This is a genomic window from Frankia sp. AvcI1 (genome assembly GCF_001420875.1).
Classification (GTDB): domain Bacteria; phylum Actinomycetota; class Actinomycetes; order Frankiales; family Frankiaceae; genus Frankia; species Frankia alni.
Map to the genome: position 1 here is coordinate 77,035 of NZ_LJFZ01000019.1, position 24,359 is coordinate 101,393.

11 protein-coding genes and 20 pseudogenes are annotated in these 24,359 nt (G+C 73.4%); 22 read left to right on the forward strand and 9 right to left on the reverse strand.

Annotation, left to right across the window (positions count from 1 at the left end):
• Position 1 precedes the first annotated feature (1 nt).
• From UK94_RS58435 to UK94_RS58445, 3 genes and pseudogenes are all read right to left on the reverse strand, one after another.
• Positions 2-44 (reverse strand): hypothetical protein (locus UK94_RS58435; RefSeq protein ID WP_235488793.1); only part of this gene is annotated, 43 nt, incomplete at both ends.
• Position 45: 1 nt separating this feature from the next.
• A pseudogene (locus UK94_RS58440) lies at positions 46-141 on the reverse strand (hypothetical protein); the annotation flags it as partial.
• 1 nt (position 142) lies between these two features.
• Positions 143-565: pseudogene (locus UK94_RS58445) on the reverse strand (acyltransferase family protein); the annotation flags it as partial.
• A 1,208-nt stretch (positions 566-1,773) separates the two neighbouring features.
• Here UK94_RS58445 and UK94_RS19480 point away from each other — a divergent pair.
• Positions 1,774-2,151 (forward strand): hypothetical protein, encoded by a 378-nt coding sequence (locus UK94_RS19480; RefSeq protein ID WP_041939003.1) that lies wholly within the window; start codon positions 1,774-1,776, stop codon positions 2,149-2,151.
• A 5,033-nt stretch (positions 2,152-7,184) separates the two neighbouring features.
• Here UK94_RS19480 and UK94_RS58450 read toward each other — a convergent pair.
• The 4 genes and pseudogenes from UK94_RS58450 to UK94_RS19495 all read right to left on the reverse strand — a co-directional run.
• On the reverse strand, positions 7,185-7,404 hold a 220-nt coding region (locus tag UK94_RS58450; RefSeq protein ID WP_313949551.1), incomplete at its 5' end, for a GTP-binding protein.
• A 1-nt stretch (position 7,405) separates the two neighbouring features.
• Positions 7,406-7,467 (reverse strand): annotated as a pseudogene (locus tag UK94_RS58455) (hypothetical protein); the annotation flags it as partial.
• A gap of 1 nt (position 7,468) precedes the next feature.
• Positions 7,469-8,033 (reverse strand): annotated as a pseudogene (gene hypB, locus UK94_RS19490) (hydrogenase nickel incorporation protein HypB); the annotation flags it as partial.
• Between the two features lie 6 nt (positions 8,034-8,039).
• On the reverse strand, positions 8,040-8,456 hold the full coding sequence (locus UK94_RS19495) for a hydrogenase maturation nickel metallochaperone HypA (protein ID WP_231861567.1): 417 nt from the start codon (positions 8,454-8,456) through the stop codon (positions 8,040-8,042).
• 208 nt (positions 8,457-8,664) lie between these two features.
• Here UK94_RS19495 and UK94_RS19500 point away from each other — a divergent pair, with 208 nt between their 5' ends.
• The 18 genes and pseudogenes from UK94_RS19500 to UK94_RS58515 form a co-directional block, all read left to right on the forward strand.
• A complete protein-coding gene (locus UK94_RS19500) occupies positions 8,665-9,636 on the forward strand; it encodes a hydrogenase (RefSeq protein WP_041939002.1) in 972 nt (323 codons plus the stop codon).
• A 180-nt stretch (positions 9,637-9,816) separates the two neighbouring features.
• Positions 9,817-10,190: nickel-dependent hydrogenase large subunit (locus tag UK94_RS58460; RefSeq protein ID WP_235488796.1), on the forward strand; the 374-nt coding region annotated here is incomplete at its 3' end.
• A 1-nt stretch (position 10,191) separates the two neighbouring features.
• Positions 10,192-10,664 (forward strand): annotated as a pseudogene (locus UK94_RS58465) (cytochrome-c3 hydrogenase); the annotation flags it as partial.
• A 1-nt stretch (position 10,665) separates the two neighbouring features.
• Positions 10,666-10,819, forward strand: a pseudogene (locus tag UK94_RS58470) (hypothetical protein); the annotation flags it as partial.
• Between the two features lies 1 nt (position 10,820).
• Positions 10,821-11,054, forward strand: a pseudogene (locus UK94_RS58475) (cytochrome-c3 hydrogenase); the annotation flags it as partial.
• Position 11,055: 1 nt separating this feature from the next.
• A pseudogene (locus tag UK94_RS58480) lies at positions 11,056-11,313 on the forward strand (nickel-dependent hydrogenase large subunit); the annotation flags it as partial.
• Positions 11,314-11,327: 14 nt separating this feature from the next.
• On the forward strand, positions 11,328-11,900 hold the full coding sequence (locus UK94_RS19510) for a hydrogenase maturation protease (RefSeq protein ID WP_063822609.1): 573 nt from the start codon (positions 11,328-11,330) through the stop codon (positions 11,898-11,900).
• Positions 11,893-12,567, forward strand: a pseudogene (locus tag UK94_RS58485) (hypothetical protein); the annotation flags it as partial. The gene UK94_RS19510 and the pseudogene UK94_RS58485, both read left to right, overlap by 8 nt.
• Positions 12,568-13,208: 641 nt before the next feature.
• Positions 13,209-13,526: pseudogene (locus UK94_RS58490) on the forward strand (hypothetical protein); the annotation flags it as partial.
• 24 nt (positions 13,527-13,550) lie between these two features.
• Positions 13,551-13,928 (forward strand): annotated as a pseudogene (locus UK94_RS58495) (hypothetical protein); the annotation flags it as partial.
• Between the two features lie 351 nt (positions 13,929-14,279).
• Positions 14,280-14,390: a hypothetical protein gene (locus UK94_RS58500; protein ID WP_235488800.1), complete on the forward strand. Its 111-nt coding sequence runs from the start codon at positions 14,280-14,282 to the stop codon at positions 14,388-14,390.
• On the forward strand, positions 14,387-16,063 hold a 1,677-nt coding region (gene hypF, locus UK94_RS19525), incomplete at its 3' end, for a carbamoyltransferase HypF (RefSeq protein WP_235488750.1). The genes UK94_RS58500 and hypF, both read left to right, overlap by 4 nt.
• Before the next feature lies 1 nt (position 16,064).
• Positions 16,065-16,861 (forward strand): annotated as a pseudogene (locus UK94_RS58505) (carbamoyltransferase HypF); the annotation flags it as partial.
• 4 nt (positions 16,862-16,865) lie between these two features.
• Complete coding sequence (locus tag UK94_RS19530) at positions 16,866-17,132, forward strand: HypC/HybG/HupF family hydrogenase formation chaperone (protein ID WP_011603003.1); 267 nt, start codon at positions 16,866-16,868, stop codon at positions 17,130-17,132.
• Positions 17,129-17,459 (forward strand): annotated as a pseudogene (locus UK94_RS58510) (hydrogenase formation protein HypD); the annotation flags it as partial. The gene UK94_RS19530 and the pseudogene UK94_RS58510, both read left to right, overlap by 4 nt.
• A gap of 1 nt (position 17,460) precedes the next feature.
• Positions 17,461-18,241, forward strand: a pseudogene (hypD, locus tag UK94_RS19535) (hydrogenase formation protein HypD); the annotation flags it as partial.
• Between the two features lie 108 nt (positions 18,242-18,349).
• Positions 18,350-19,279 (forward strand): annotated as a pseudogene (gene hypE, locus UK94_RS19540) (hydrogenase expression/formation protein HypE); the annotation flags it as partial.
• Between the two features lies 1 nt (position 19,280).
• Positions 19,281-19,386, forward strand: a pseudogene (locus UK94_RS58515) (hypothetical protein); the annotation flags it as partial.
• A 396-nt stretch (positions 19,387-19,782) separates the two neighbouring features.
• Here UK94_RS58515 and UK94_RS76255 read toward each other — a convergent pair.
• Positions 19,783-21,099: pseudogene (locus UK94_RS76255) on the reverse strand (protein kinase); the annotation flags it as partial.
• 1 nt (position 21,100) lies between these two features.
• A pseudogene (locus UK94_RS58525) lies at positions 21,101-21,560 on the reverse strand (protein kinase); the annotation flags it as partial.
• 237 nt (positions 21,561-21,797) lie between these two features.
• Here UK94_RS58525 and UK94_RS58530 point away from each other — a divergent pair.
• The 3 genes and pseudogenes from UK94_RS58530 to UK94_RS58540 all read left to right on the forward strand — a co-directional run.
• Positions 21,798-22,460 (forward strand): RecQ family ATP-dependent DNA helicase (locus UK94_RS58530; RefSeq protein WP_235488752.1); only part of this gene is annotated, 663 nt, incomplete at its 3' end.
• A 1-nt stretch (position 22,461) separates the two neighbouring features.
• Positions 22,462-22,734, forward strand: a pseudogene (locus tag UK94_RS58535) (ATP-dependent DNA helicase RecQ); the annotation flags it as partial.
• A gap of 1 nt (position 22,735) precedes the next feature.
• Positions 22,736-23,786 (forward strand): annotated as a pseudogene (locus UK94_RS58540) (RQC domain-containing protein); the annotation flags it as partial.
• Positions 23,787-24,359: the final 573 nt, after the last annotated feature.

Sequence of the window (24,359 nt, forward strand, 5' to 3'; positions counted from 1 at the left end):
NGGCCGCCGGGGTGCACAGCGCGTAGACGAGCAGCGCCACGAGANACCACAGCTGCAGAAGCCAGCGCAGCTCACCCGCGGGTTCGGGGACGGTGCGGCCGTGCAGGAAGTCCAGGAACGAGACGTCCGGGTTGTGGAAGTNGTAACTCAGCCACAGGGCGGTGGGATTCAACAGAACCAGGGTGCACAGGAAGGGCACTCCCACGCTGGCGAGCCTGCGGCGCACCGTGCGCGCGGGTCCGTACTTCCCGACGAGCATCGCGGAAAGAAATCCGGAAATCAGAAAGAAGTCCGCCATCCGGAAGAGACCGGAGGCATAGGCAATCCCGTGGAAGACCGGATCGTCACCGAGCGTCGAGGCGTGGACGAAGACTCCGCCCAGCATGAAGATGCCGCGTAACGCGTCCAGGTGATGGTAATGGTCGTCCGGCGCGGACCGTGCCACCTTTCCGGACGGTGCCGCTTTTCCCCCCACGATGTCTCCACCAAGACCACCGGACCGATCCGGCATCCCCCCAGGCCGACGCCCTCCGATGAAGACGCAGGCGGACAACCTTGTGCTCATATCGTATGAAAAGCGAAGGCCGTCCCAGGCGCCGGGGGGCGGGAGTGTCGAACGGATACGACCAGGCACACTAGCGACTCCAGCCCGGAGCTCGGCGTTTTCCCGGTGTTGTCCACCTGTTGCGTCGAGGAAGATCTGGGGATGTATCTGGTTGTTACGGACCGACGGTGGACACCGGTGGACACCGCGATGTCGGCTCGGCCCTCTCACCCCAGGACAACGCAGGCGCTGTGGTTGCTCTTCTTCGCGGCCGCCTCGCGCGACGGCTGCCTATGCCGGCTCGCGCGGNCCGGGCACAGTCTGTTGCCCGGCCGATGCCCGGAGNCTCCCCGCCTCGCGGCGCCGGTACAGCCACGTTCCCAGCACGATCAGGAGCATTCCCGCGCCGACGCCGGCGCCCGGCCAGGGGAAGCCCCAGGCGACCGACGCCCAGACAGTGAAGATCAATCCATAGACGCCACTAGCACCATCGAGCATCCTGGTTGCGCCGCCCTGGCCATACCGGGAACGCACAAGCTTGGCCAACGGACCTTGGACGAGCATGTTCGAAACCGTGAGCGCCATCAGAAAGATGTGGCCGGACATCCCCATCGAACCCCCGTCGGACTCGTCATCGTGCAGTCGTCGTGCGCGCTCACAGACCCGGAACAAGTATGGCGGCGCAGCGCCATCCGGGCCCCGGATGCGCCTCGAACCCACCGGCGAAGGGTCGCCGGACCGCGCTCGAGCGGACAGGCCGGCATCCGAGCGCGCCGTGACGCTGTGGGCGCCGACCTCAGGGACGGCGCACCGCGAGGGATCGACATTCCACGGGTGATAGCCGAGGATTTCGGTGCGGCGGGCGTCCGCGCCGCTGGGATGACGGGCGCTGCCCCGGCGCGGCATCGGGGTTAGCCGAAAGCGCAGTCCCTCGGCGGCCACGGCGGCGACGCACGCATCGCCCACGCGGTAGCGGCGGTGATCGCGCAGATCACAGGGGTTGCCGGGTTTCGGCGGCCCAGCCGGATTGCGCAGGTGCGCGGAGGCCACGCATCACCCGAAAGTGCCATTCGCTTGCCTCCAGCGTCGCCAGGCGATTCCCTCGGAGAGGCCAGGGAACCACCGCAAGATAGGTAGTACCCGGACAATTAGGGAGGCGCTGCGCCTTGTCATCGCGATGGACCGCGAGGAGGAGCGCACGATGGTTCCGCCCGGGGGCGTCCGCCCTGGTGGAAACCGGCGCGACCACCACGATCGGGCCAGCCACGGCGTCGCGCCGCTGGCAGCCGGTCGGACACATCGAGGTCGGCCGGGACTGGCGACGCTGCGGAGCGCAGGAGGGCGGCTGCGGCGTGCTGCTCCCGCTGAACCAGCAGACCTGCCCCCGGTGCGGCCGGACGAACCGCGAGGACCTGCTGCCCCTGAACATCCGCCGGCTGCTGCCGACCCACGATGCCTACGACCACGCCGTGGCCGTGCTGCGGGGCACCTGGGCCGGACCACAGCCGAACCTGCCGGGCAGGCCGGAGCTCACCGGCGCGCCGGCCGCCGTGACCAGCGGCGACGCCCCCGCCGCCACGCGGGATCCCGACGGACAGGACTTCTGACCGGCCGCCCGAACGCCGCGGTGCGGACACGTCGCAAGAACTGCGCCGTGTTTCGGGCACGGCTCAGTCCGCCGCCGGGGAAGCCAGGTAGGCCGCGACATCCCGATGGCGGAACTCCCACACGCCGCCGGTCTGGATCAGCACTCCGCGCTCGCAGGCGTCCTCGAGGAAACCGAGGATGTCGACCGGCAGCGCGTGGCGCCAGGCGAGCCAGTGGCGCGCGAGTTCGAACTGGCCCCAGGGGGTGTCCAGCGCGGCGACCGCGCCGCCGACCGAGCCGAGCAGCAGTACTGCTGTCGACACATGGACGGACGTGAACAACAGGGCGAAGTAGCCACTCCATCCGGCGAGGAGGATCCCGCCGGGCACGACGACGTAGAGCGCGTAGNGCCGGTCCTGGCGTAACGACGTCCACGGATCGTCGCCCACGGTTCCGGCGGGCGCACGATCGGTCGGTGACGGACGCCGCGGACGGGACTGCCACGGCGTCCAGAACGTCACCATCTTGAGAGTCTGGGAACGGGGCTGTGACGCGTCCCGACGCCGCACCCACGCCAACACCAGACCGCAGAGGACACCCATCGGCAGGCCGACTGCGAAGCCGCTCAGACATGACACCTCGATCCCGAGGACAAGACCGAAGGCGAGCGAAGGCAGCAGCCGGATCGCTGCTGGCACGGCCCGCTNCAGATCCCACCAGCCCAGGGCCACGCGTCGGTCCGCGGCCAGGCGCCCGGCCAGGAAGCGCAGCGTGTGCATGCGGGCCTGGGCCGAGTCATCCCCGCCACCGCGAGCCACGTCGGGCACGCCGTCACCGCCGCGGCAGGTCGCCCGCAGGAACTGGTGCGCGCACCGCATCCGTACCGCCGCCGCTGACGGAAACCGGTCGCGGTCGAGCAGCTCGGCGGGATCGGGCGGTTCGAACCGCGGCTCACCGATCCGCGTTCCGTAGCCCGATCGGAGGAGGTCGACTGCGGCCGGGTCCCGCAACCCCATGGCCACCGCCGACGCGGGCTCCTCGGCGAGCATCGCGACGATCTCCGCCCACCGCGCAGGCAGGTGGGCGACAGGGGCGACAGGCGCGACAGGCGCGGCAGGCGCGGCAGGCGCGATCGACGTCCTGGCCAGGAAGCGGGCGACGGCGACCGGCCCGGGCCGGTGCACGTCGATCACCCAGGCCCCGGCCGGCGGGCACCATCCTCCCAGTGCGGCGAGGCACTCCTCGTCGGCTCCGAGGACGAGCGGCAGCGTGTCGCCCAGCCACTGCTGGATCGAGGTGAGTGCGGCGACGCGGCTCTGCGCGGGCAGCGCTTCCAGACCGTCGAGGACCGGCAGGACGCGCCGGTTGTCGACGAGCGAGCGAGCGCGGCTGACCTCGGCCTCGAACGACGTCAGCCAGGGATGGCGCCGCCTGAGCTCGAGCTCGAGCCAGTCGGGGAAGCCCATCCGCTCGGGTTGCCAGGAGGTCACGGGCAGCAGAACCGGCACCGGTCCGCCGGGCTCGCGTCGGGCATGCAGGACGTTCACCAGGCCGGTCAGCACGGTCACACGACCCGCGCCCGCGTCACCGAGCAGGATCAGGCCTGCCCGGTGTCCCGCCAGCATGCTGTCGNCCACCTCGCCGAGAACGAGGTTGTTCGAGGGCGGGATGCTCCCCTCGGGACGCGCGTCGCGCTCGGTGAGCACCGGCATGATCGCGGCGAGGTCGCCCAGCCGCGCCTGTTCCTGCGCGCGGGTCTGCGCGGCAAAGTGGGCGGTCACCGGATCCTCGGCGACGCCGGCAAGGCGGCGTTGGAGCTCCAGGTGTCGGAACTGGTAGAGCGCGCCGACCCTGCGCAGCACCTCCCGGTGCAGGTGCGCGTCGTCGAGGAACTCCACGAGCTGTCGGGGAAGAACCCCCCGTCGGGCGAGGCGCCACCGCACGACCGTGTAGGGAGCCCAGGCCGTCCGCCCCATCGCCACCGCCAGACCGGCGGGGAGCGCAAACAGGGCGGCCAGGAAGGCCGCGACTGCGACAGCCGCTCCGGTCGGGATCGTGGACGTCACGGTCCAGATCAGGCTGAGGCACGCGCCCGTGCCGAGGAACGTGCCCAGCACCATGACGGCGAGAAGGGTGCCGAAGACCCGGCGGTCGTCCGCCATCAGCCGGCGCGGGTCCGAGGCCGTCGTGAGGTCGGCCGTCTGCGTCCTGGTCGCGCTCAGCAGGACACCGGTCAGGCCCGCGAGCAGGACCGCCATGGCCGTGATCGCGACGGTGGCCGGCAGGCCGTGCCGATCGAGGAGAGCCGTGGCTCCGGTTGCCGTGGCCATCTTCGCCACGATCGCCACGACCACGAGCAGCGCGCTGTAGGCGACGACCTGGGGACTCGCCTGCCGAANCCGGAACCGCACGGCCCGCGCCGGCGGCCTGACGCCCCAGCGGCGCACCCCGCCGACGGAGCTGAACGCGATTCCCGACACCAACAGGCACCAGACCAGCAGGCCGGCCCAGACCGGGCCGAGGGGCCAGGCCAGGAGAACCAGGCGACCCGGTTGCGGGCCGCTGACTCCCGGCCACAGCCGGACGAGCTGCGCCGCCCCGGTCGTGGCCAGCAGACCCAGCATCAGGACGGCCCAGATCGCCAGCCCACCGAGACATCCGTACCAGTACCGGTGCCGCGCGGGCACGGCCTGCGGGAGCTCCCACCAGGCGAGATCAGGGCTGCCACCACGGGTGTGCTCGAGGTGGCGGGCGAGGAAGGTCAGCCAGTGCTCGGCCTGCGCCGGCCGCCAGCGGGGCGAGTCGCGATAGGCGGCCGGGATGAACCGGTCCAGCAGATGCCGGCCGACCGCGGCCGGATCGCCGGTCCGGCCGAGGGCGAGCAGGTCCGCCGGGTTCGGCGGAGCACCGCTGTGCTCCCCGGGGCGTGGGCTGTAGACCGCTCGGGCCAGCGCGGTCATCAGCGGGGTCGACAGGGCCCCCCGCAGGGTGGCGGCAGCCCTTCCGTCGGCCGGGTCGGGTTCGTCGGCCGGCTCCGCGAGGGGATCGTCGCCCGGCTCGACGGTGCGTCCGGCGGTCCGATCAGCGGTCCGATCAGCCGTCCGATCGGTGGCACGACCATCCGTGCGTCCGTCGCCTTCCGGGCTGATGACCCGTAGAACCGACTCCCATCGCCGGCGGGTCTGCGGGCCCGCCGCGGTGGCCCGCAGGTAGCGGGCGACGGCTCCCGGCTCCAGCGGACACATTTCGATCCCGGCGGTTCCGGTCAGCCGGATCTCGGTGCCCGCCGAGAGCCGGACCGCCTCCCGGTACTGCCGGACGCGCGCGGTCACCACCATCCGCAGGCCGTTGCGCAGCCCGTCGTTGATCTGCCCGAGGACCACACCGCGGACGTCGCCCGGGATCTCGTCCAGCCCGTCGAGCAGGAGGGTCACGAGTCCCTCGTCGAGCAGCCGTCGGACGACCGGGTCCGGGCCGGACCGCCCTGCCGGCGAGGTCCCCAGGCCGTACTCGCGCAGGCGGGCCCGCACCCAGTCGTCGAAGCTCTCCCCCACCCGCGAACGCCCGTCACCGTCCGGGAGGACCGGATTCCACGACGCCAGCGACAGCAGCACCGGCACCGGNCCGGATCGCCGGCGGCGTCGGAGCAGATCGAGTACCAGGCGGACCAGGAGCACCGACTTGCCGGCACCGGGTTCACCGAGGACGAGCAGTCGGCCCGTCGGGACCCGGTCGAGGACATCGGCGAGGTCGCTGCCACCGCCGGCCAGCTCGCCGGGATGTGCGGCCCACCGACCGGGTGACGGCGGCGGCCAGCCGGCGCTGTCGGAGGTGGCCAGGCCGACCAGGGTCGGCCAGTCGGTCACGAGGTCGGGATCCGCCGGCACCCAGCGCACCGGTAGCAGCGTCTCGTTGAGGCGGCGGCGGCGGAACTCCTCGTTCCACTGGACGCCCACCTTCTCGGCGAGTTCGTTGGCCGCCTCCGCCAGGACCGGATCGACCGGGGCCGGATCGGCGTCACCGTGGCCGCGCAGCCCCGGCACGCCCNGGAACACCGGCTCGCCCGACCCAGGGCGGTGCTGGGAGGCGCGAGCCCACGGGAACGCCGGCTCGGCGCTCGGCCGGGCCCGTCCGACCATCGCCGCCTGCACCGCGGCCACCAGCGTCTCCTTCGCCACCTCGGACGAAAGCCCGAACAGGTCGCACGGGACGACGTCGTTCATCAGGCCGGGCAGCGAACAGGGCTCGATGCGAACCGGAATGAGCTGTCGACGGTCCCCGTGGGGATCCAGCTCCCACGCCTTCCGCCACACCGTCTGCGCGACGGGCGAATCCAGGTATTGCGCGGAGACGACGGCGAGGAAACGGGACGCCGTCCGCAGGCCGGTCTCCAACGTGGCGATCCGACGGGAGCCGGGCACATCATCCCACTCCGGTAGCAGAACGCNGTAGCCGGCTATGTCCTCGAGCTGCCAGGCAATCCACGCGGCCCACTCGTTGTCCTGCGGCAGGTTGGAGACGAAGATGTCGCAGGCCCGTTCCCCCGAATCCACCCGGACAGCATCTCAGACGGCCGTGTCGGCTACCTCACGCCGTGTCGGAACACGGGCGGGACGTGCCCGGTGGCGCCCGGATCGGCAGTGCGCCGACGACCGCGGGTCCCGGGCCNCCCCGGTCGATTCCCACTCCAGCCGGGATCAGCAGACAGCCGACGACGGCGGATAGGGTTGGCAGGGCTGTCCGGGCGGCGGGCAGCCGGCGCCCGTGGTGAGGAAGCCGAAGGCGGCCGCCACCGCGACGGCGGCCAGTGCCCGGCGTTTACCCGCGGTACGTGTATGCCTGCGACTGCCGCTGGATGGGCGCATGTCTCGACCTTTCCGCGTTCCGCATTCCCGACCACTGACTTTCTACCGGATCGGACACAATCACCGGACGCGACGCGCCGAGCACCCCCTGATCTCAATATTCGATCTTCTCGGGATCGCCGACTCACCGGAGACGGAACACCGAATTTCCCGCCGACGCCGAAATGTCAAGTAAATCAGGGCACGGCCTAACGCCGGGCCGGAGTCGCGCCACACGCTCCGGCGTGGTCCGCGAGCCAGTCGCACCAGGCGTTGACGCCAGCACCGGTACGGGCGCTCACGGCGAGCACCGCCACCCCCGGATGGACGGCGTCGAGGTTGCGCCGGAACGCCTCGACGTCGAAGTCGAGATGGGGTAGCAGATCCGTCTTGTTGACCAGCACGAGATCCGCGGAGCGGAACATCACCNGATACTTGAGTGGTTTCTCCTCGCCCTCGGTGACGGCGAACACCATGGCGCGCCGGTCCTCCNCGACGGTGAACTCGGCGGGGCACACCAGATTGCCGACGTTCTCGATGATGACGAGGTCGAGTGCGGCGAGCGGCAGCCGGGGCAGCGCGGAGGCGACCATCGGCGCATCCAGGTGGCATTCCCCGCCGAAGCCGTCGCCGGTGTTGACCAGGGCGATCGACGCGCCGAACCCGTCGAGGCGGTCGGCGTCCAGGCTGGTCTCGATGTCCCCCTCGATGACGCCGATCCGCCGGTGCGGCGCGAGGCGGCGCAGCGTCTCGACGAGCAGGGTCGTCTTACCGGCGCCGGGCGCGGACATCAGGTTCACCACGGTGACGCCGGCCGCGTCGAATGCCGCCCGGTTGGCCCGCGCAACCTTTTCGTTCTCCCCGAGAATCCGCTCCAGCACCTCGACCCTTTCCGCGCCGGTGCGATAGCCAGAATGGTCCCCCACCGAACCGGCCCGGGAATGACCGTCCTCGAGCGGATCGTCGTGTGGGTGGCTGCTCGAGTGCGGGTGGCTGTTCGAGTGCGGGTGGCTGTTCGAGTGCGGGTGGCTGTTCGAGTGCGGATGGAATCTGCCCATTGTTCGTCACGCCTCCACGGCGTCGGTCGCCACCTCGAAGGAGGTGACGAGAAATTCCTCGCCGCTGACCAGGACGACGTCGGCGGTGCCACAGGCGGCGCAGCGCAGAACCGGCACGGCCAGCTCGCTGTACGCGCCGCACGGACGGCAGCGCACCCCGGCCGGGACCGACTCGACCACCAGCTCCGACCCGGCCAGTGCCTCGGCCCCGACCGCGTCGGCATGCGCCAGTCCCCAGCAGTAGACGAGGGTGTCCGGCACCACCTGCCGCAGCGCCCCCACCCGCAGGTGCACCCGGGTCACCCGCCGGCCGGCCGCGTGGCGGGCGACGATGCCCGCGACGGAGCGGCAGATCGACAGCTCGTGCACCGCCTCGCCCTCCCCGACGCCCAGCCGGGCTCCCCGACGCCCAGCCGGGCTCACTGTGGTCCCGCCGAGCACGCAGCGGCAAACGCCACCACGCCTTGGTGGCAGCCTCCGCACACGACGCATCGGCGTCCCCTTCCCGGGCACGTAGCGTCGCTGTGCCGGCAGTCCTCGTGNGGCCTGAGCCATGCGACGCGAGGCGCGCGGCGACCGGTCGCGACCCGCCGCCCCACCGGNTGCCGGCCATCCGACGAAGGGACCACCGATGTCATCCGTGCTCTGGTTTCAGGGCGGGGCGTGCAGCGGCAACACGATGTCGTTCCTGAACGCCGAGGAACCCACCGTCATCGACCTGATCACCGACTTCGGTCTGGATCTGCTCTGGCATCCGTCGCTGGGCCTGGCCACCGGAGGGCAGGCGCGGGAGCTGTTCTGGGACTGCGCCCGGGGACAGCGGCCGGTCGACATCTTCGTCTTCGAGGGCTCGGTGATGCGCGGCCCGGACGGCAGCGGCCGCTTCGACGTGTTCGCCGACCGGCCGATGCAGGACTGGGTGCGCGACCTTGCCGGCCAGGCCCAGGTGGTCGTGGCGATCGGGGACTGCGCCTGCTGGGGCGGGGTCCCGGCGACGGCGCCGAACCCGACCGACTCCACCGGGTTGCAGTTCCACAAGCGCGCCCCGGGCGGGTTCCTCGGCTCGGACTTCCGTTCGCGGGGCGGGTTGCCCGTCATCAACGTGCCGGGCTGCCCCGCCCATCCGGACTGGATCACGCAGATCCTGGTGGCGCTGGCCACCGGCCGGGCCGCCGACATCGCGCTCGACGAGCTCCACCGGCCGCAGACGTTCTTCACCACGTTCACCCACACCGGCTGCACCCGTAACCAGTACTTCGAGTACAAGCAGTCGACGCTGACCTTCGGCGACGGGACGCGGCAGGGCTGCCTGTTCTACGAGTTCGGCTGCCGCGGGCCGATGACGCACTCTCCGTGCAACCGGATCCTGTGGAACCGGCAGTCGTCGAAGACCCGGGCCGGGATGCCGTGCATCGGCTGCACCGAGCCGGAGTTCCCGTTCTTCGACCTCGCCCCCGGCACGGTCTTCCAGACCCAGAAGGTCGCCGGGGTCATCCCGCGCGAGGTCCCCGAGGGCAGCGGCCACCTGACCTATCTGGCCCAGGCGGCGGCCGCCCGGGCGGCGGCCCCGAAGTGGTCGAAGAAAGACATGTTCGTCGTCTGATCCGCCGCCACGGCGCGCGCGTCCCGCCCGGGGCCCCGCGAGGAACGCACACGGAAAGAAGCGATGTCGATGACGACCGTCGATCTCAACGTCAGCCCGATGGGGCGCGTCGAGGGTGACCTCGACGTCCGGGTCACGATCGACGACGGGGTGGTGGCCTCGGCCTGGACCGAGGCGGCGATGTTCCGCGGCTTCGAGATCATCCTGCGGGGCAAGGACCCGCAGGCCGGCCTGATCGTGACCCCGCGCATCTGCGGGATCTGCGGCGGCAGCCACCTGTACAAGTCGGCGTACGCGCTGGACGTGGCGTGGCAGACCGAGCTGCCGCCGAACGCGACGCTGATCCGCAACATCGCGCAGGCATGCGAGACGCTGCAGAGCATCCCGCGGTGCTTCTACGCGCTGTTCGCCATCGACCTGACCAACCCCAGGTACGCCTCCTCGCAGCTCTACCCGGAGGCGGTGCGCCGGTTCGCCCCGTTCACCGGGTCCAGCTACGGCCCGGGGGTGGTGCTGTCCGCCAAGCCGATCGAGGTGTACGCCATCTTCGGCGGNCAGTGGCCGCATTCCAGCTTCATGGTGCCCGGCGGGGTGATGTGCGCGCCGACGCTCGCGGACGTGACCCGTTCCATCGCGATCCTGGAGCACTGGAAGACCGAGTGGCTCGAGAAGCAGTGGCTGGGCTGCTCGGTGGATCGCTGGCTGGCCAACCGCACCTGGGCGGACGTGCTCGCCTGGATCTACGAGAACGAGGCCCAGCACGACAGCGACTGCGGCTTCTTCCTGCGCTACTGCCTCGACATCGGCCTCGACGGCTACGGCCAGGGCATCGGCAACTACCTGGCGACCGGCACGTACTTCTCCCCCGAGAAGTACGCCCGGCCGACGATCGAGGGCCGCAACGCGGCGCTCATCGGCCGCTCCGGGGTGTACGCCGGCGGCTCCTACAGCGCGTTCGACCAGGCCCGGGTGCGCGAGGACGTCACCCACTCGTTCTACGCGGGCACCTCGGCGCGCCACCCGTTCGANGGGGAGACCAACCCGATCGACCCGGTCCGCGGCCGCGAGCAGGGCAAGTACAGCTGGGCCAAGTCCCCCCGCTACGACGTGCCGAACCTCGGGTACGTGCCGCTGGAGGCCGGGCCGCTGGCCCGCCGAATCGCCGCCGCCGCCCCGGGCGCGGNCGACCACCAGGACGACGACCCGCTGTTCGGGGACATCCTCGACGCGATCGGCCCGTCGGTGATGGTGCGCCTGCTCGCCCGGATGCACGAGGCGGCCAAGTACTACCAGTGGGTACGCGCCTGGCTGGACCAGATCGACCTGCACGAGCCCTTCCACGCCACGCCGGTGCAGCGCGCCGACGGGCGTGGCTTCGGCTCGACGGAGGCGGCCCGCGGCTCGCTGTCCGACTGGATNGTTCTGGAGAACGGCAAGATTGCGAACTACCAGGTGGTCACGCCGACGGCCTGGAACATCGGGCCCCGCGACGGTGACGGCACACCCGGCCCGATCGAGGCCGCGCTCGTCGGCACGCCGGTCGCCGACCCGGCCGACCCGGTGGAGCTCGGCCACGTGGCCCGCAGCTTCGACTCCTGCCTGGTCTGCACGGTCCACGCCTACGACGGGCGGACCGGCAGGGAACTGAGCAGGTTCGTCATCAACGGGGACCTTTGAACGCCGGACGACCGGTGCCCGCCGCACAGCCGGTGCCCGCCGCACAGCCGGTGCCCGCCAGCCCGCGGGTGCAGGTCGACCCGCCCGGCTTCGAGCCGCCGCGCTGCGACACGGTGGTCATCGGCTGCGGGAACCTGCTGCGCGGCGACGACGGGGTGGGACCGATCCTGATCCGCCGCCTCGCCGAGGCGGGCGTGCCGGCCGGGGTGCGCCTGGTCGACGGCGGCACGGCCGGGATGGACACGGCCTTCGCGATGCGCGGCGCGCGCCGGGTCGTGATCGTCGACGCCGCCCGCACCGGCGCCGCGCCGGGCACCGTCTACCGGGTGCCGGCCGCGGAACTTGCGGATCTTCCCCTGCACCTGCCACACCCCCATGCGGTGCGCTGGGACCAGGCACTCGCCTTCGGCCGGTGGCTGCTCGGCGACGACTACCCGACCGACGTCACCGTCTACCTCGTCGAGGCCGGCGGGCTGGAGCCCGGTGCCGACCTCACCCCGGCCGTGCGCCGCGCGATGGAACGGATGCAGCGGCTGATCCTCGCAGATCTTTCCGACCCGCACAGCGAGGAAGACTCACATGGCTGACCGCGACACCGCGACCGACACCGAGACCGACACGGACCCCGACACGGACCCCGACACGGACACGGACCCAGTCGCCACCGAGTCGGCGGCGCACTGCGCCCGGCCGCAGCCGGTCGGGGTGTTTCCCCTGCCCGCCGGCTTCCTGCTGGTGCCGGGCGGCGACGACACGGCCGAGCTGCGCCGCACGCTCGCCGCCGGGCGCCGCCCGGACGCCTGGCCGACGCGGCTGCTCGCGTTGGAGCTGGCCTACGGCGGGGACGTCGTCGGCGCCGCGACCCAGGTTGACGGCGACGATCCGATCGACCGGTACAACCGGTTCGTCCTGCGTCCGGGCGGCCCCCCGGTCGAGGATCCCGCGCAGCTTCGCCAGGCGCTGGGGGCCGAGCTCGGGATCCTCGTCGACGTGGTCCGCTTCGCCCTCGGCGATCTGGCCGAGCCCCCGCCGCTGGCCGGGGAGACCGGCGAGATCGCGGCGCTGGTGCACTCGGCGCACGCCGCCCACGCCATGGCCGCCGGGCGGACCGGGGAGGCGGCGGGGGCGCTGGGCCGGGCCGTCGCCGCGGCGTGGGGGGCGTCCCCGGGCCTGACCGCGCAGCTGTTGTCGACCGCGGCCGACCTGCGCCGCAGCATCGAGGGGCCGACCGACGCCGTCCTCGCCGACCTGACCNCGGCGCTCGCCGCCCTCGACGCCACCGATCTCGTGGTCGCCCGCGCCGAGCTGCGCCTGGCCCTCGGCGCGGCCCACCAGGAGCGCGCCCGCGACGATGCGGCGGCCCTGCGCACCGCGGTGGAACACTATCTGGCCGCGCTGCGGCTGATCAGTTTGGACAGCTCGCCGGAGTTGTTCGCCGCGGTGCAGGTCAACCTGGCCACCGCCTACCTGGCGATGCCGATGAGCCAGGCGTCCGACCAGCTTCGCATCGGCGTCGCGATCCAGGGCCTGCGCACGGCGCTCACCGTCTACACCCCCGAGACCCACCCCGAGCAGTGGGCCAGCACCCAGCTCAACCTGGCCAACGCCCTGGTCTACGCGCCGTCGGCGCACCAGAAGGACAACCTGATCGAGGCGGCGGCCCGTTACCAGCAGGTCATCGTCGCCCGCGATCGGAACACCGATCCGCTCGGCCACGCCCGCGCGCTGGCCAACCAGGGCAACGCCCTGGCCCATCTCGGCGCCTACGACCAGGCGACCGCGGTGCTGCGCGAGGCGCAAACGATCTTCGAGGAGTCCGGGGCGGACGACGCGGCGCTGGCGGTGCGCGGCGTGCTCGACGAGATCACCCGCCGCCGCGGCGCGCCCGGACCCGCATGAGTTCCCCCCGGTCGGCGGCCGCCGTCCGAGGCACCGGGCCGGTCACCGCCGCCGCGGACGACCCGGCGGCGGGTTGGGAGCCGTCGGTGTGGCTGGGGGCGCCGGCGCCGGGGGGGCTGGCGCTGCCCGCGGCGCAGCCGTCGTCGTCCTGGCTGTACGCGCCGCGCGGGGTGTGGCTCGGCGACGACCTGCTCGTGGTGGCCGACTCGGGCAACCACCGGGTGCTGATCTGGCACGGTCGACCGGCCCGCGACGGTGCCCCCGCCGACGTCGTGCTCGGCCAGGCCGACGCAAGCAGCGAGGGCCCGGCGGCCNGCGGGCGCGGGCCCGAACGGGGGATGCACCTGCCGACCGGAATCGCCGTCACGGACGGCCGGCTCGTCGTCGCCGACGCCTGGCACCACCGGGTCCTCGTCTGGGACACCGTCCCGGTGACCACCGACACCCCTCCCGACCTGGTCCTCGGCCAGCCGGATGCGACGAGCGTGCGGGAGAACCGGGGCGGGTCGTGCGGGCCGACCACCTTCTACTGGCCGTTCGGCGTGGCCGTGATCGGCGGGCGCTTCTACGTCGCCGACACCGGTAACCGGCGGGTGCTGGGCTGGTCGGGCGGCCTGCCAACCTCCCCCGATCGGGCCCCCGACCTGATCCTGGGCCAGCCCGATCCGACCAGCCGGGAGGACAACCGCGGCGGCCCGGCCGGGCCCGCCACCTTCNGGTGGCCGCATGACATCACCGGGAACGCCGAGCGGCTGCTCGTCGCCGACGCCGGCAACCACCGGCTGCTCGGCTGGTCGCCCCATCCCGACGCCGACACCGCCGCCGACCTCGCCCTCGGCCAGACCGACCTGACCGGCTGCGGCGAATCCCCCTACGCCCCCGGCCAGGCCGGCACGCTGCGGTTCCCCTACGCCGCCGACTGCGACGGCGACCTGCTGGCCGTCGCGGACACCGCCGACAACCGGATCCTGCTCTGGGACGGCCTGCCGCAGGTCACCGGCACGGCGGCCACCGCCGTCCTCGGCCAGCCGTCGTTCGCCGACACGGGCGAGAACCGCTGGTCGGGCGTGACCGCCGACACGTTCTGCTGGCCGTATGGCCTGTCCCTGTCCGACGGCCGGCTCGCCGTGGCCGACTCCGGCAACAACCGGGTCGTGATCTGGGAGCGGCGGCCATGATCCCCCCGCGCGCCGTCGAACGGTCCGCGACGCGCCCGCCGGACGGGCGGGTGCGCCGGCGGGTCGTCGTCGAGGGCATCGTGCAGGGCGTCGGGTTCCGGCCCCACGTCCACCGGCTGGCCAGCGGCCTCGGGCTCACCGGCTTCGTCGGCAACGACTCGGCCTCGGTCTTCGCGGAGGTCGACGGCGACCCCGCCGACGTCGCCGAGTTCCTGCGCCGGTTGGCGCCGTCCGCGCCGCCCCTCGCCCGCATCGACGGGATCACGGTGACCGACGTTCCCGGCACCCCCCGCCCGGGCGGGGCCGGGTTCCGGATCGTGGCGAGCAGGGCCGCGGCCGGCGCCCGTACCCTGGTGCCCCCGGACGCGGCGGTGTGCGCGGACTGCCTGCGGGAACTGTTCGACCCGGCGGACCGACGCCACCGCCATCCGTTCATCACCTGCACGAACTGCGGCCCCAGGTTCACGATCATCGAGGCGCTGCCGTATGACCGGGCGGCGACGACGATGGCGCGCTTTCCGATGTGCGCGCGCTGCACGGCCGAGTACACCGACCCCGCCGACCGCCGCTTCCACGCCGAGCCCATCGCCTGCCCGGACTGCGGGCCGCGGCTGTGGTTCAGCCCGCTCGACGGGCCGGCGGTGACCGGCACCGACGCGGCGCTCGCGGCCGCTCAGCGGGCGCTGGCGGCCGGCGCGGTCGTGGCGGTCAAGGGTGTCGGCGGCTACCACCTGGCCTGCCGCGCCGAGGACGACGAGGGCCTGACCAGGCTGCGCGGGCGCAAGAACCGACCGGACCAGCCGTTCGCGGTCATGGCCCGCGACCTGGCCACGGCCGCCCGGGTCGGCACCGTCTCGCCGGCGGTGGCGGCGCTGCTGAGCGGGCCGGCCGCGCCGATCGTGCTCACCGGCCGCGCCCCGGGGGCGCCGCTGTCGGCCCTGGTCGCGCCGGGCAGCCCACTCGTCGGGCTGCTGCTGCCGTACACGCCGCTCCACCACCTGCTGTTCGCGCCGGCCCCCGGCGGCGGCCCGCCGCCGCGACTGCTCGTGATGACCAGTGCCAACCGCTCCGGCGAGCCGATCTGCTTCGACGACCGCGAGGCCCGCACCCGCCTCGCCGGACTCGCCGACGCCTTCCTCACCCACGACCGGCCGATCCTGGCGCCGTGCGACGACTCGGTGCTGCGCTGTGACGCCGAGCAGGTCGTGCCGCTACGCCGCGCCCGCGGCCACGTCCCGCTGCCGGTGGATCTTCCCCGCCCGGTCGGGCCGGTGCTCGCCGTCGGCGGCGAGCTGAAGAACACGCTCTGCCTGACGACCGGGCGCCGCGCCATCCTGTCCCAGCACCACGGCGACCTGGGCAGCCTCGCGGCGATGGCGGCGTTCGAGCGATCCGGCGCGCGGCTGGCGCGCCTGTACGGCATCGAACCCGCGGTCCTCGCCGCCGACCCCCACCCGGGCTACGCCACCCGGGCCTGGGCGCGGCGGACCGCCGGCGCCGAGCGCCCCCTGCGGCTGGTGCAGCACCACCACGCCCACGTGGCGGCGCTGCTCGCCGAGCACGGCCGGCTCGGCGAGCCCGTCGTCGGCGTCGCCTTCGACGGCACCGGTTACGGCGACGACGGCACGATCTGGGGCGGCGAGGTGCTCCTCGTCGGCTCCGACGTCACCCGCNCCGAACGCGTCGCCCACCTGCGCCCGGTCGGCCTGCCCGGCGGCGACGCCGCGGTGCGCAACCCGTGCCGGGTGGCGCTGGCCCACCTGGCCGCGGCGGGCCTGGCCTGGTCGGCGGATCTCGCCCCGGTGCGGGCCTGCTCCGCCGCGGAGTTGAGCACAGTGCGCACCGCCCTGGACCGGGGCGTGGCCTGCACGCCCAGCAGCAGCATGGGTCGGCTGTTCGACGCGGTGGCGGCGCTGCTCGGGGTGCGCCAGCGGACCACCTATGCCGCGCAGGCCGCCGTCGAGCTGGAGGCCCTCGCCGCCGAGGCACCCACCGCCGAAGGTCTCGCCGCCGGCCGGTCGGGTGATACGGGCGGGCCGTCCGCCGGCACGGCCGCTGCCGGCAGGGCCGCTGCCGGCGTGGGCGCGTGGCCGCTGGTCTTCGGACTGGCGGACGGCGTCCTGGAGCCGGCGCCGGTGCTCGCGGGCCTCGTCGACGGCCTGCGGGCGGGGATGGCCGCGGGCACGCTGGCCGGCGCGTTCCATGTCGCCGTCGCGGACGCGGTGACCCGTGTCGCCGAGGTGGCGCGGCGGCGGCACGGCGTCGGCCTGGTCGGGTTGACCGGCGGGGTCTTCGCCAACGTCGTGCTGCTGCGGGCCTGCCGGGCACGGCTGGCTGCCGCCGGTTTCGACGTACTCGTTCATCAGGAGGTGCCGGCGGGCGACGGCGGACTGGCTCTCGGCCAGGCCGTCGTCGCGGCGCTGGCCGGCGACCAGGATCCGGCGCCGGTCGCCGACAGGAAGGACATGTGACGCGATGTGCCTGGGGATACCCGGCCGGATCACCGAGATCTGGGATGACCGCGGCACCCGGATGGCGCTCGTCGACTTCGGCGGCGTCACCAGGACCGTGTGCCTGGCCTACCTGCCCGACGCCACCGTCGGGCAGTACACGATCATCCATGCCGGTTTCGCGTTGACGAGCGTGGACGAGGACGCGGCGCGCCAGACGCTGGCGATGTTCCGCGACCTCGGGCTGCTCGACACCGAACTCGGCGCGGCCGAAGTCGAGGCGAGCCGGTGAAGTATCTGACGGAGTTCCGCGACCCGGACCTGGCCCGCTGGCTGCTGGACGCGATCGCCGCCACCGCGAGCCGGCGCTGGACGCTGATGGAGGTCTGCGGCGGCCAGACCCACGCGATCATCCGGTATGGGCTCGACCAGCTCCTCGCCGACCAGGTCGAGTTCATCCACGGACCCGGCTGCCCGGTCTGCGTGACGCCCCTGGAGACGATCGACCGGGCGCTGGCGATCGCCGCCCGGCCCGAGGTGATCTTCTGCTCGTTCGGGGACATGCTGCGGGTGCCGGGCAGCGACACCGACCTGTTCACCGTGAAGGCCCGCGGCGGGGNCGTCCGGGTGGTGTACTCGCCGCTGGACGCCGTCAGCCTCGCCGAGGCCCATCCCGACCGCCAGGTCGTGTTCTTCGCGGTCGGCTTCGAGACGACCGCGCCGGCCAACGCGCTGGCGGCGGTGACGGCGCGCCGCCGCCGCCTGGCGAACTTCTCGATGCTCGTCAGCCACGTGCTGGTCCCGCCGGCGATGAGCGCGGTCGCCACCGCCCCGGGCAACCGGGTGGAGGCGTTCCTCGCGGCCGGCCACGTGTGCACGGTGATGGGCACCGAGCAGTACGAACCGCTGGTCGCCGCGCACCGGATGCCGATCGTCGTCACCGGGTTCGAGCCGCTGGACCTCCTCGACGGGGTACGCCACGCCGTCGCGCAGCTCGAGGCCGGCCGGGCCGAGCTCGCCAACGCCTACCAGCGGGCGGTGCAGCCCGAGGGCAACCCGGCCGCCCGGGCGATCCTGGCCGAGGTCTTCACGGTGTGCGACCGGGCCTGGCGGGGCATCGGGACGATCCCGGACTCGGGCTGGCGGCTCGCGGACGCGTGGCGCGACTTCGACGCGGAGATCCGGTTCGACGTCGGCGGCCTCACCGTCGCCGAACCGGCGGCGTGCCGCAGCGGCGCGGTGCTGCAGGGGCTGCTCCGGCCGCCGGACTGCGCGGCGTTCGGCACGACCTGCACGCCGCGCCGCCCGCTGGGAGCGACGATGGTCTCGGCGGAGGGGGCGTGCGCCGCCTACTTCCAGTACCGGCGCCTCACCCCGGCCGGCAGCGCCCACTCGCCGGACNCCACCGGGCCGGCGGCGGCGATGCAGGCATGACCGACCTTGCGGACATGACGGGCTGGGCCTGCCCGGCTCCGCTGCGCGACTATGCGCGGGTCGTGCTGGGCCACNGCGGCGGCGGCGTGCTGACCAGCGAGCTGATCGAGCACCTGTTCCTCCCGGCGTTCGCCGGCGGCGGGACACCGGTGGACGCGGCGCCGACGGACACGGCGCCGACGGACACGGCACTGCCAGCCGGGGCGCTGGCGGACGCGGCGGTCCTGGCTGTCGGCGGGCTCAGGCTGGCCTTCACGACGGATTCCTACGTCGTGCGGCCGCTGTTCTTCCCCGGCGGTTCGATCGGCGAGCTCGCCGTCCACGGCACCGTCAACGACCTGGCCTGCCGCGGCGCGGTCCCGCTGGCGCTGTCGGCCGGGTTCATCCTGGAGGAGGGGCTGGAGCTCGCCGTCCTCGGCCGGGTGGCGCAGGCGATGGGCCGCGCCGCCGCCGCGGCGGGGGTACGGCTGGCCACCGGCGACACCAAGGTCGTCGAGCGCGGCCTCGCCGACGGCCTGTACGTCAACACCAGCGGCATCGGGCTCGTCCCGCCCGGCGTGGATGTCCGGCCCGACCGGGCGGTGCCCGGAGACCGGATCATCGTTTCCGGGCCGATCGGCGAGCACGGGATCGCGGTGCTCAGCGTCCGCGAGGGGTTGGAGTTCGGCGGGGACGTCCGCTCCGACACCGCGGCGCTGCACGGGCTGGTGGCCGCCATGCTGGCCGCGACCGTGCCCGGGGTGCACGCGCTGCGCGACCCGACCCGCGGCGGTCTGGCGACCGCGCTGTGCGAGATCGCCGCGGCGGCCGGGGCCGGCGTCGAGTTCACCGAGTCCACGGTGCCGGTGCCGCCCGTGGTCGAGGCGGCCTGTGGCTTCCTCGGTCTCGACCCGCTGCACGTGGCCTGCGAGGGCCGGCTCGTCGCGTTCGTCGCCGAGGCCGATACGGACGCGGTGCTCGCCGCGATGCGGGCGCATCCGGCCGGACGCGACGCGGTGATGATCGNCTCCGTCACCGCGGAGCATCCGGGCGTCGTCGTCGCCCGCACGGCCTTCGGCGGGACCCGCATCGTCGACCGGCCGCTCGGCGAGCAGCTCCCCCGCATCTGCTGATGCATCGCCCGAGCGCAACCGTCCGAGCGGTGGACACGCTCGGCGCCCACTCCAGCCGCCCGAGCCGTACGCGACTCCCGCCCACTCCCACGGCCCACGCCCACGGCCCACGCCCACGCGCCGAAATTCGTCCTCGTATGCGATCTGTCGCCCTATCTTGATACGTGGACACAGCGACCTCGGCTGAACAAATTTGGATCGACCGCCACCCTCGTCGGCGAGCCCCCTCAGGGAAGGCGAAGATTACGGACACACCCCCAGAGACACGCTCGTGACCGTACGGCACCAGCAGAGTTGGTGAGCAACACCCTGGCGTCTCGAAAGCGATTCGGGCCTACTCGTCCAAGTCCCTGCCCATGCGGCCGGGCTCAGCCGGCTGNGCCGATCCGCACCGCNCAGTCGCTGGCGGCCAGGTAGACCTGGCTGCGGCCGCCGGGGTCGAGTCGGACGGTCGGCGCGTCCTTCGTGGCGGTGGCGAAGTCGACGTTCTCCCCGCTGGCGAGATCGCGCAGCACGAACTCGCACGTCTCGCTGCCGTTGAAGTCCTTGACCTGGACCTCGACGGCGCTGGGGGCGTGGAAGGCACTGCTGTCGCCGGTCTGCTGGACGGTGAACGGCAGGGTCGCGTCGCCGCCGCCGGCCTGCGCGGTGAGCCGGCAGCCGGGCGGGGACGGCGTGACGTCGAGCTCGATTCGCCCGGTCTGGTGGACCTGGAAGGTCCTGTCCCCGTAGACGGTCTCCGACCCTGCCAACCCGGACGGGTTGGCGCCGTGCGGAGTGACGGTGCAGCCCACGTCGTCGCCGGACTGGCGGTCGGCGACGACCAGTCGCCAGGGCCCGGTCGCGGTGTAGCTGAAGGTCGTCGGCGCGTCGGTGCCGCCACCCCCGAGGGTGAGCAGCACGGCTGTGACGGCGGCCGCCGCGAGCACGACGACCGCGACACCGGTCCCGAGCAGCCGGCCGCGCCGGCGCCTCGGCCCATCCGCGGAGGTGTCTCCTGGCCGCGCCCCCGCCGCGGCACCGACCACGCCCGAGACGTTCCACGGCGGTGTGCCGCCGGACGCGCCGACGCCTGCCGGGCCACCGACGGGCAGCGGCGGCGACGGGATCGTCGGCGGCGGCCCGCTGGGCGGTGTGGGGGCGTGGACGGTCAGCGTGACGTCCCGGTTCGGACCGAACCCGACCGGACGATCCGACTCGTTCGACCCGCCGTCGTCCATCGGGCCGCCTCGGCCCGCCGCGCCACCCGGACCCGACCCTCCACCGTGACCCGACCCGCCGCCCGGACCCGACCCGCCGCCCGGACCCGACCCGCCGCCCGAGCCTGACGCGGCGTCGAGGCCGGCCGCGTCCGCGAGGGCGGCGCGCAGCTCCGCGGCCGTCGGCCGGTCGGTGGGTTGACGGGCCATCGATCGGCGGACCAGCTCGCGCAGCGACGGCGCGATCCGCGCGTAGTCCAGCCGGGGTTCCTCGTGGACGATGCGGTAGGTCACCGCGTCGGACGGCCCCTCCCCGTACGGCGGCTGCCCGGTGGCGCCGTAGCCCACCAGGCCACCCCAGGCGAACACGTCGGAGGCCACCGCCGCCTCACCGACGGTGACCTGTTCGGGGGCCAACCAGGCCGGCGTGCCGATCAGCACTCCGGTCGCGGTGAGCTGGTCGGCGTCGCGTACGGCGGCGACCCCGAAGTCGATCACGATCGGCCCGGTGGCCNTCCACATCACGTTGGACGGCTTGAGGTCGCGGTGGATGAGGCCGGCCGCGTGGATCGAGACGAGCGCGTCGGCGAGCCCGGCCGCCAGCCGCACCTGGTCGGCCTCGTCGAGGGGGCCGTGGCGGGTGATGTGCTGGCCCAGAGTGGGCGCGGGGAGGAACTCGGTGGCCAGCCACGGCGGCTCGGCGGTGATGTCGAAGTCGAGCAGCTGGGCGGTGTGCCGGCCGCGGACCCGGAAGCAGGCCTGTAGCTCCCGTTGGAAGCGGACCCGGAAGCTGGGGTTGTCGGCCAGTTCGGATCTGATGATCTTTACGGCGACCCGGCCGAGCGGGCCGTCGCCGAGGTAGACCACGCCCATCCCGCCGCCGCCGAGCCGGCCGAGTAGGCGGTGGGGCCCGACCTGGACGGGATCGGTGAGACGCAGGGCCGCGACCGCGACCTGCTCCGGGTCGGTTGGCATGACGCGATCTTCTCCTCGGCCCGGACCGCGGCCGCGCCGAGCCCACGGGTGGACGACTCCCACGGGTACTGGCGTCGCGGTGACAAATCACCTGGATGGTAGCGAGCCTGCCCCTGCCCGCCCATGGTCGTCGGCTTTCCGACCTCGCCGAACGTCCCGGGCTGTGGACCACGACGGTTGTCCACAGCCGCGGACCACGGGCCCACCGACCCGGTCGGATGGCCGTAAGGTGGCCAGATGACCTTGCCGCCCGGCCCCCCGGAGCACCTCGCCGACCCGTCGGGCACCTCCGCCGGCGCCGCCAGGGGCGCCGGTGCCGGGGGCGCCGGTGCCGCGGGGGGCGCCGGTGCCGGGATGGTCACCGGCGCCGCCGCACAGGTCCTGCGGCGGGTCTTCGGCTACGAGTCGTTCCGGTCGGGCCAGCGGGAGATCATCGATCATGTCGTCGACGGCGGCGACGCGCTGGTCCTCATGCCCACCGGCGGCGGCAAGTCGCTGTGTTACCAGATCCCGGCGCTGGTCCGCCCGGGCACCGGGGTCGTGGTGTCCCCGCTCATCGCTCTCATGCAGGACCAGGTCGACGCGCTGCGGGCGCTCGGCGTGCGGGCCGGCTTCCTCAACTCCAGCCAGGATCTCGACCAGCGGCGCGCGGTCGAGGCCGCCTTCCTCGCCGGCGAGCTCGACCTGCTCTACCTCGCGCCGGAGCGGCTGCGCGTCGAGGCGACGTTGCGCCTGCTCGACCGGGGCACGATCTCGCTGTTCGCGATCGACGAGGCGCACTGTGTCGCGCAGTGGGGGCATGATTTCCGGCCCGACTACCTGATGCTGTCGATGCTGCACGAACGCTGGCCGGGCGTCCCGCGCGTCGCGCTCACCGCCACCGCGACGCCGGAGACGCACNAGGAGATCACCACCCGGCTGGGCCTGGCGGACGCCTACCACCACGTCGCCGACTTCGACCGGCCGAACATCCAGTACCGCATCGTGCCGAAGAAGGAGCCGAAGGCGCAGCTGCTACACCTGCTGCGCACCGAGCACCCCGGCGATGCGGGCATCGTCTACTGCCTGTCCCGGGCGTCGGTCGACAAGATCGCCGAGTTCCTGGCCGGTCAGGGGATTCCCGCGCTGCCGTACCACGCGGGGCTCGACAACCTCGTCCGGGCCGAGAACCAGGNCCGCTTCCTGCGCGAGGACGGCATCGTCATGGTCGCGACGATCGCCTTCGGCATGGGCATCGACAAACCGGACGTCCGCTTCGTCGCCCACCTCGACCTGCCGAAGTCCGTCGAAGGCTACTACCAGGAGACCGGCCGCGCCGGCCGGGACGGTCAGCGCTCCACCGCCTGGCTGGCCTACGGCCTGCAGGACGTCGTCCAGCAGCGCCGGCTCATCGACGCCTCCCCCGGCGACGCGGCGCACCGCCGCCGGTTGGGAACCCACCTCGACGCCATGCTCGCCCTGTGCGAGACGGTCGAATGCCGCCGCGTCGGCCTGCTCGCCTACTTCGGTCAGCGCGGCACCGCGGCCTGCGGCAACTGCGACACCTGCCTCGAGCCACCGCAGTCCTGGGACGGCACGGTCGCCGCCCAGAAGCTGCTCTCCGCCGTGCTGCGCCTCGACCGGGAGCGCCACCAGCGCTTCGGCGCCGGCCACGTCATCGACATCCTGCTGGGCCGGTCCACGCCCAAGGTCGCCCAGCACCGCCACGAGACCCTGACCGTCTTCGGCGTCGGCGAGGATCTGCGCGAGCTCGAGTGGCGCGGGGTCGTGCGCCAGCTGCTGGCCCAGGGGCTGCTCGCCGTCCAGGGCGAACACGGCACCCTGGCACTCACCGAGGCCAGCGCGGACGTGCTGCGCGGGACGCGCACGGTGGCGCTGCGCCGCGAGCCCGAGCGGGTCGCGCGGTCGAGCGTCCGATCCGGCGGCGGCGACGCCTCGGCCGGCGCGGGCCGGGCCCGGCGCGCCGCGCCGGTGGACCTGCCGGCGCAGGCCGCGCCCGTGTTCGAGAGGCTGCGGGCGTGGCGCGGCGCCACCGCGAAGGAGCAGGGCGTCCCCGCCTACGTGATCTTCCACGACGCGACGCTGCGCGAGATCGCCACGCGGATGCCGACGAGTCTCGCCGACCTCGCCACGATCAGCGGCGTCGGCGAGAACAAGCTGGCCAAGTACGGCGAGCAGCTTCTCGACGTCCTCGCCGCGTCCGCCGAACCGCCCGAACCGGACTGAACCCCCGATCCCCCGCGGCTGCCGCCGGCGGGGGCACGGGTCAGCTCCCGTCGGGGGCCGCCGTGCGGCCGGCGAACAGGGCCGCCTCGCCAACCTGTTCCAGGGGATCACGGCAGCCGGACAATGCCACACATACCGGTTGTTCAACCAGGTCACCGAGAGGTCATAGAACGTGAGGGCCGCCCAGCCGTAGGCTTCCGCGGCGGCCCGAACCTCGGGTGNGGCCGCAGCCACCGCGGGCGGCACGGGCCGGGCGGGCCGCCCACGGCGGGAAAACCGCTGCAGGGCCTGCTCCTCGGGAGCGATGAACGGATGAACAGATGAACGGATGAACAGAGGACCGGGTAGGGGCGCGAAGTTATCTCGAATATCGGGCTCGATTCGGGAAACCACGCGGACGTCGGCGGTCGCAGCGGCGAGGCACGGCGGGAAATGTCGCCGGCGCCGCGCGGGGCCGCTCGCGGCGGTGTCCGCGGAACGCCCCGCGCGCTGCGGCGGCGGGCCGGACGGAACGTCCGGAGCGAGCCGGAGCAGGACGAATCAGCTAGGATCGGTCGGCCGATGTCTCCCTCC

Coding starts and splice junctions, on each gene's coding strand:
- UK94_RS19500 (WP_041939002.1), top strand. CDS start 8,665: ATGTCATCCGTGCTCTGGTTTCAGGGCGGGGCGTGCAGCGGCAACACG.
- UK94_RS19530 (WP_011603003.1), top strand. CDS start 16,866: ATGTGCCTGGGGATACCCGGCCGGATCACCGAGATCTGGGATGACCGC.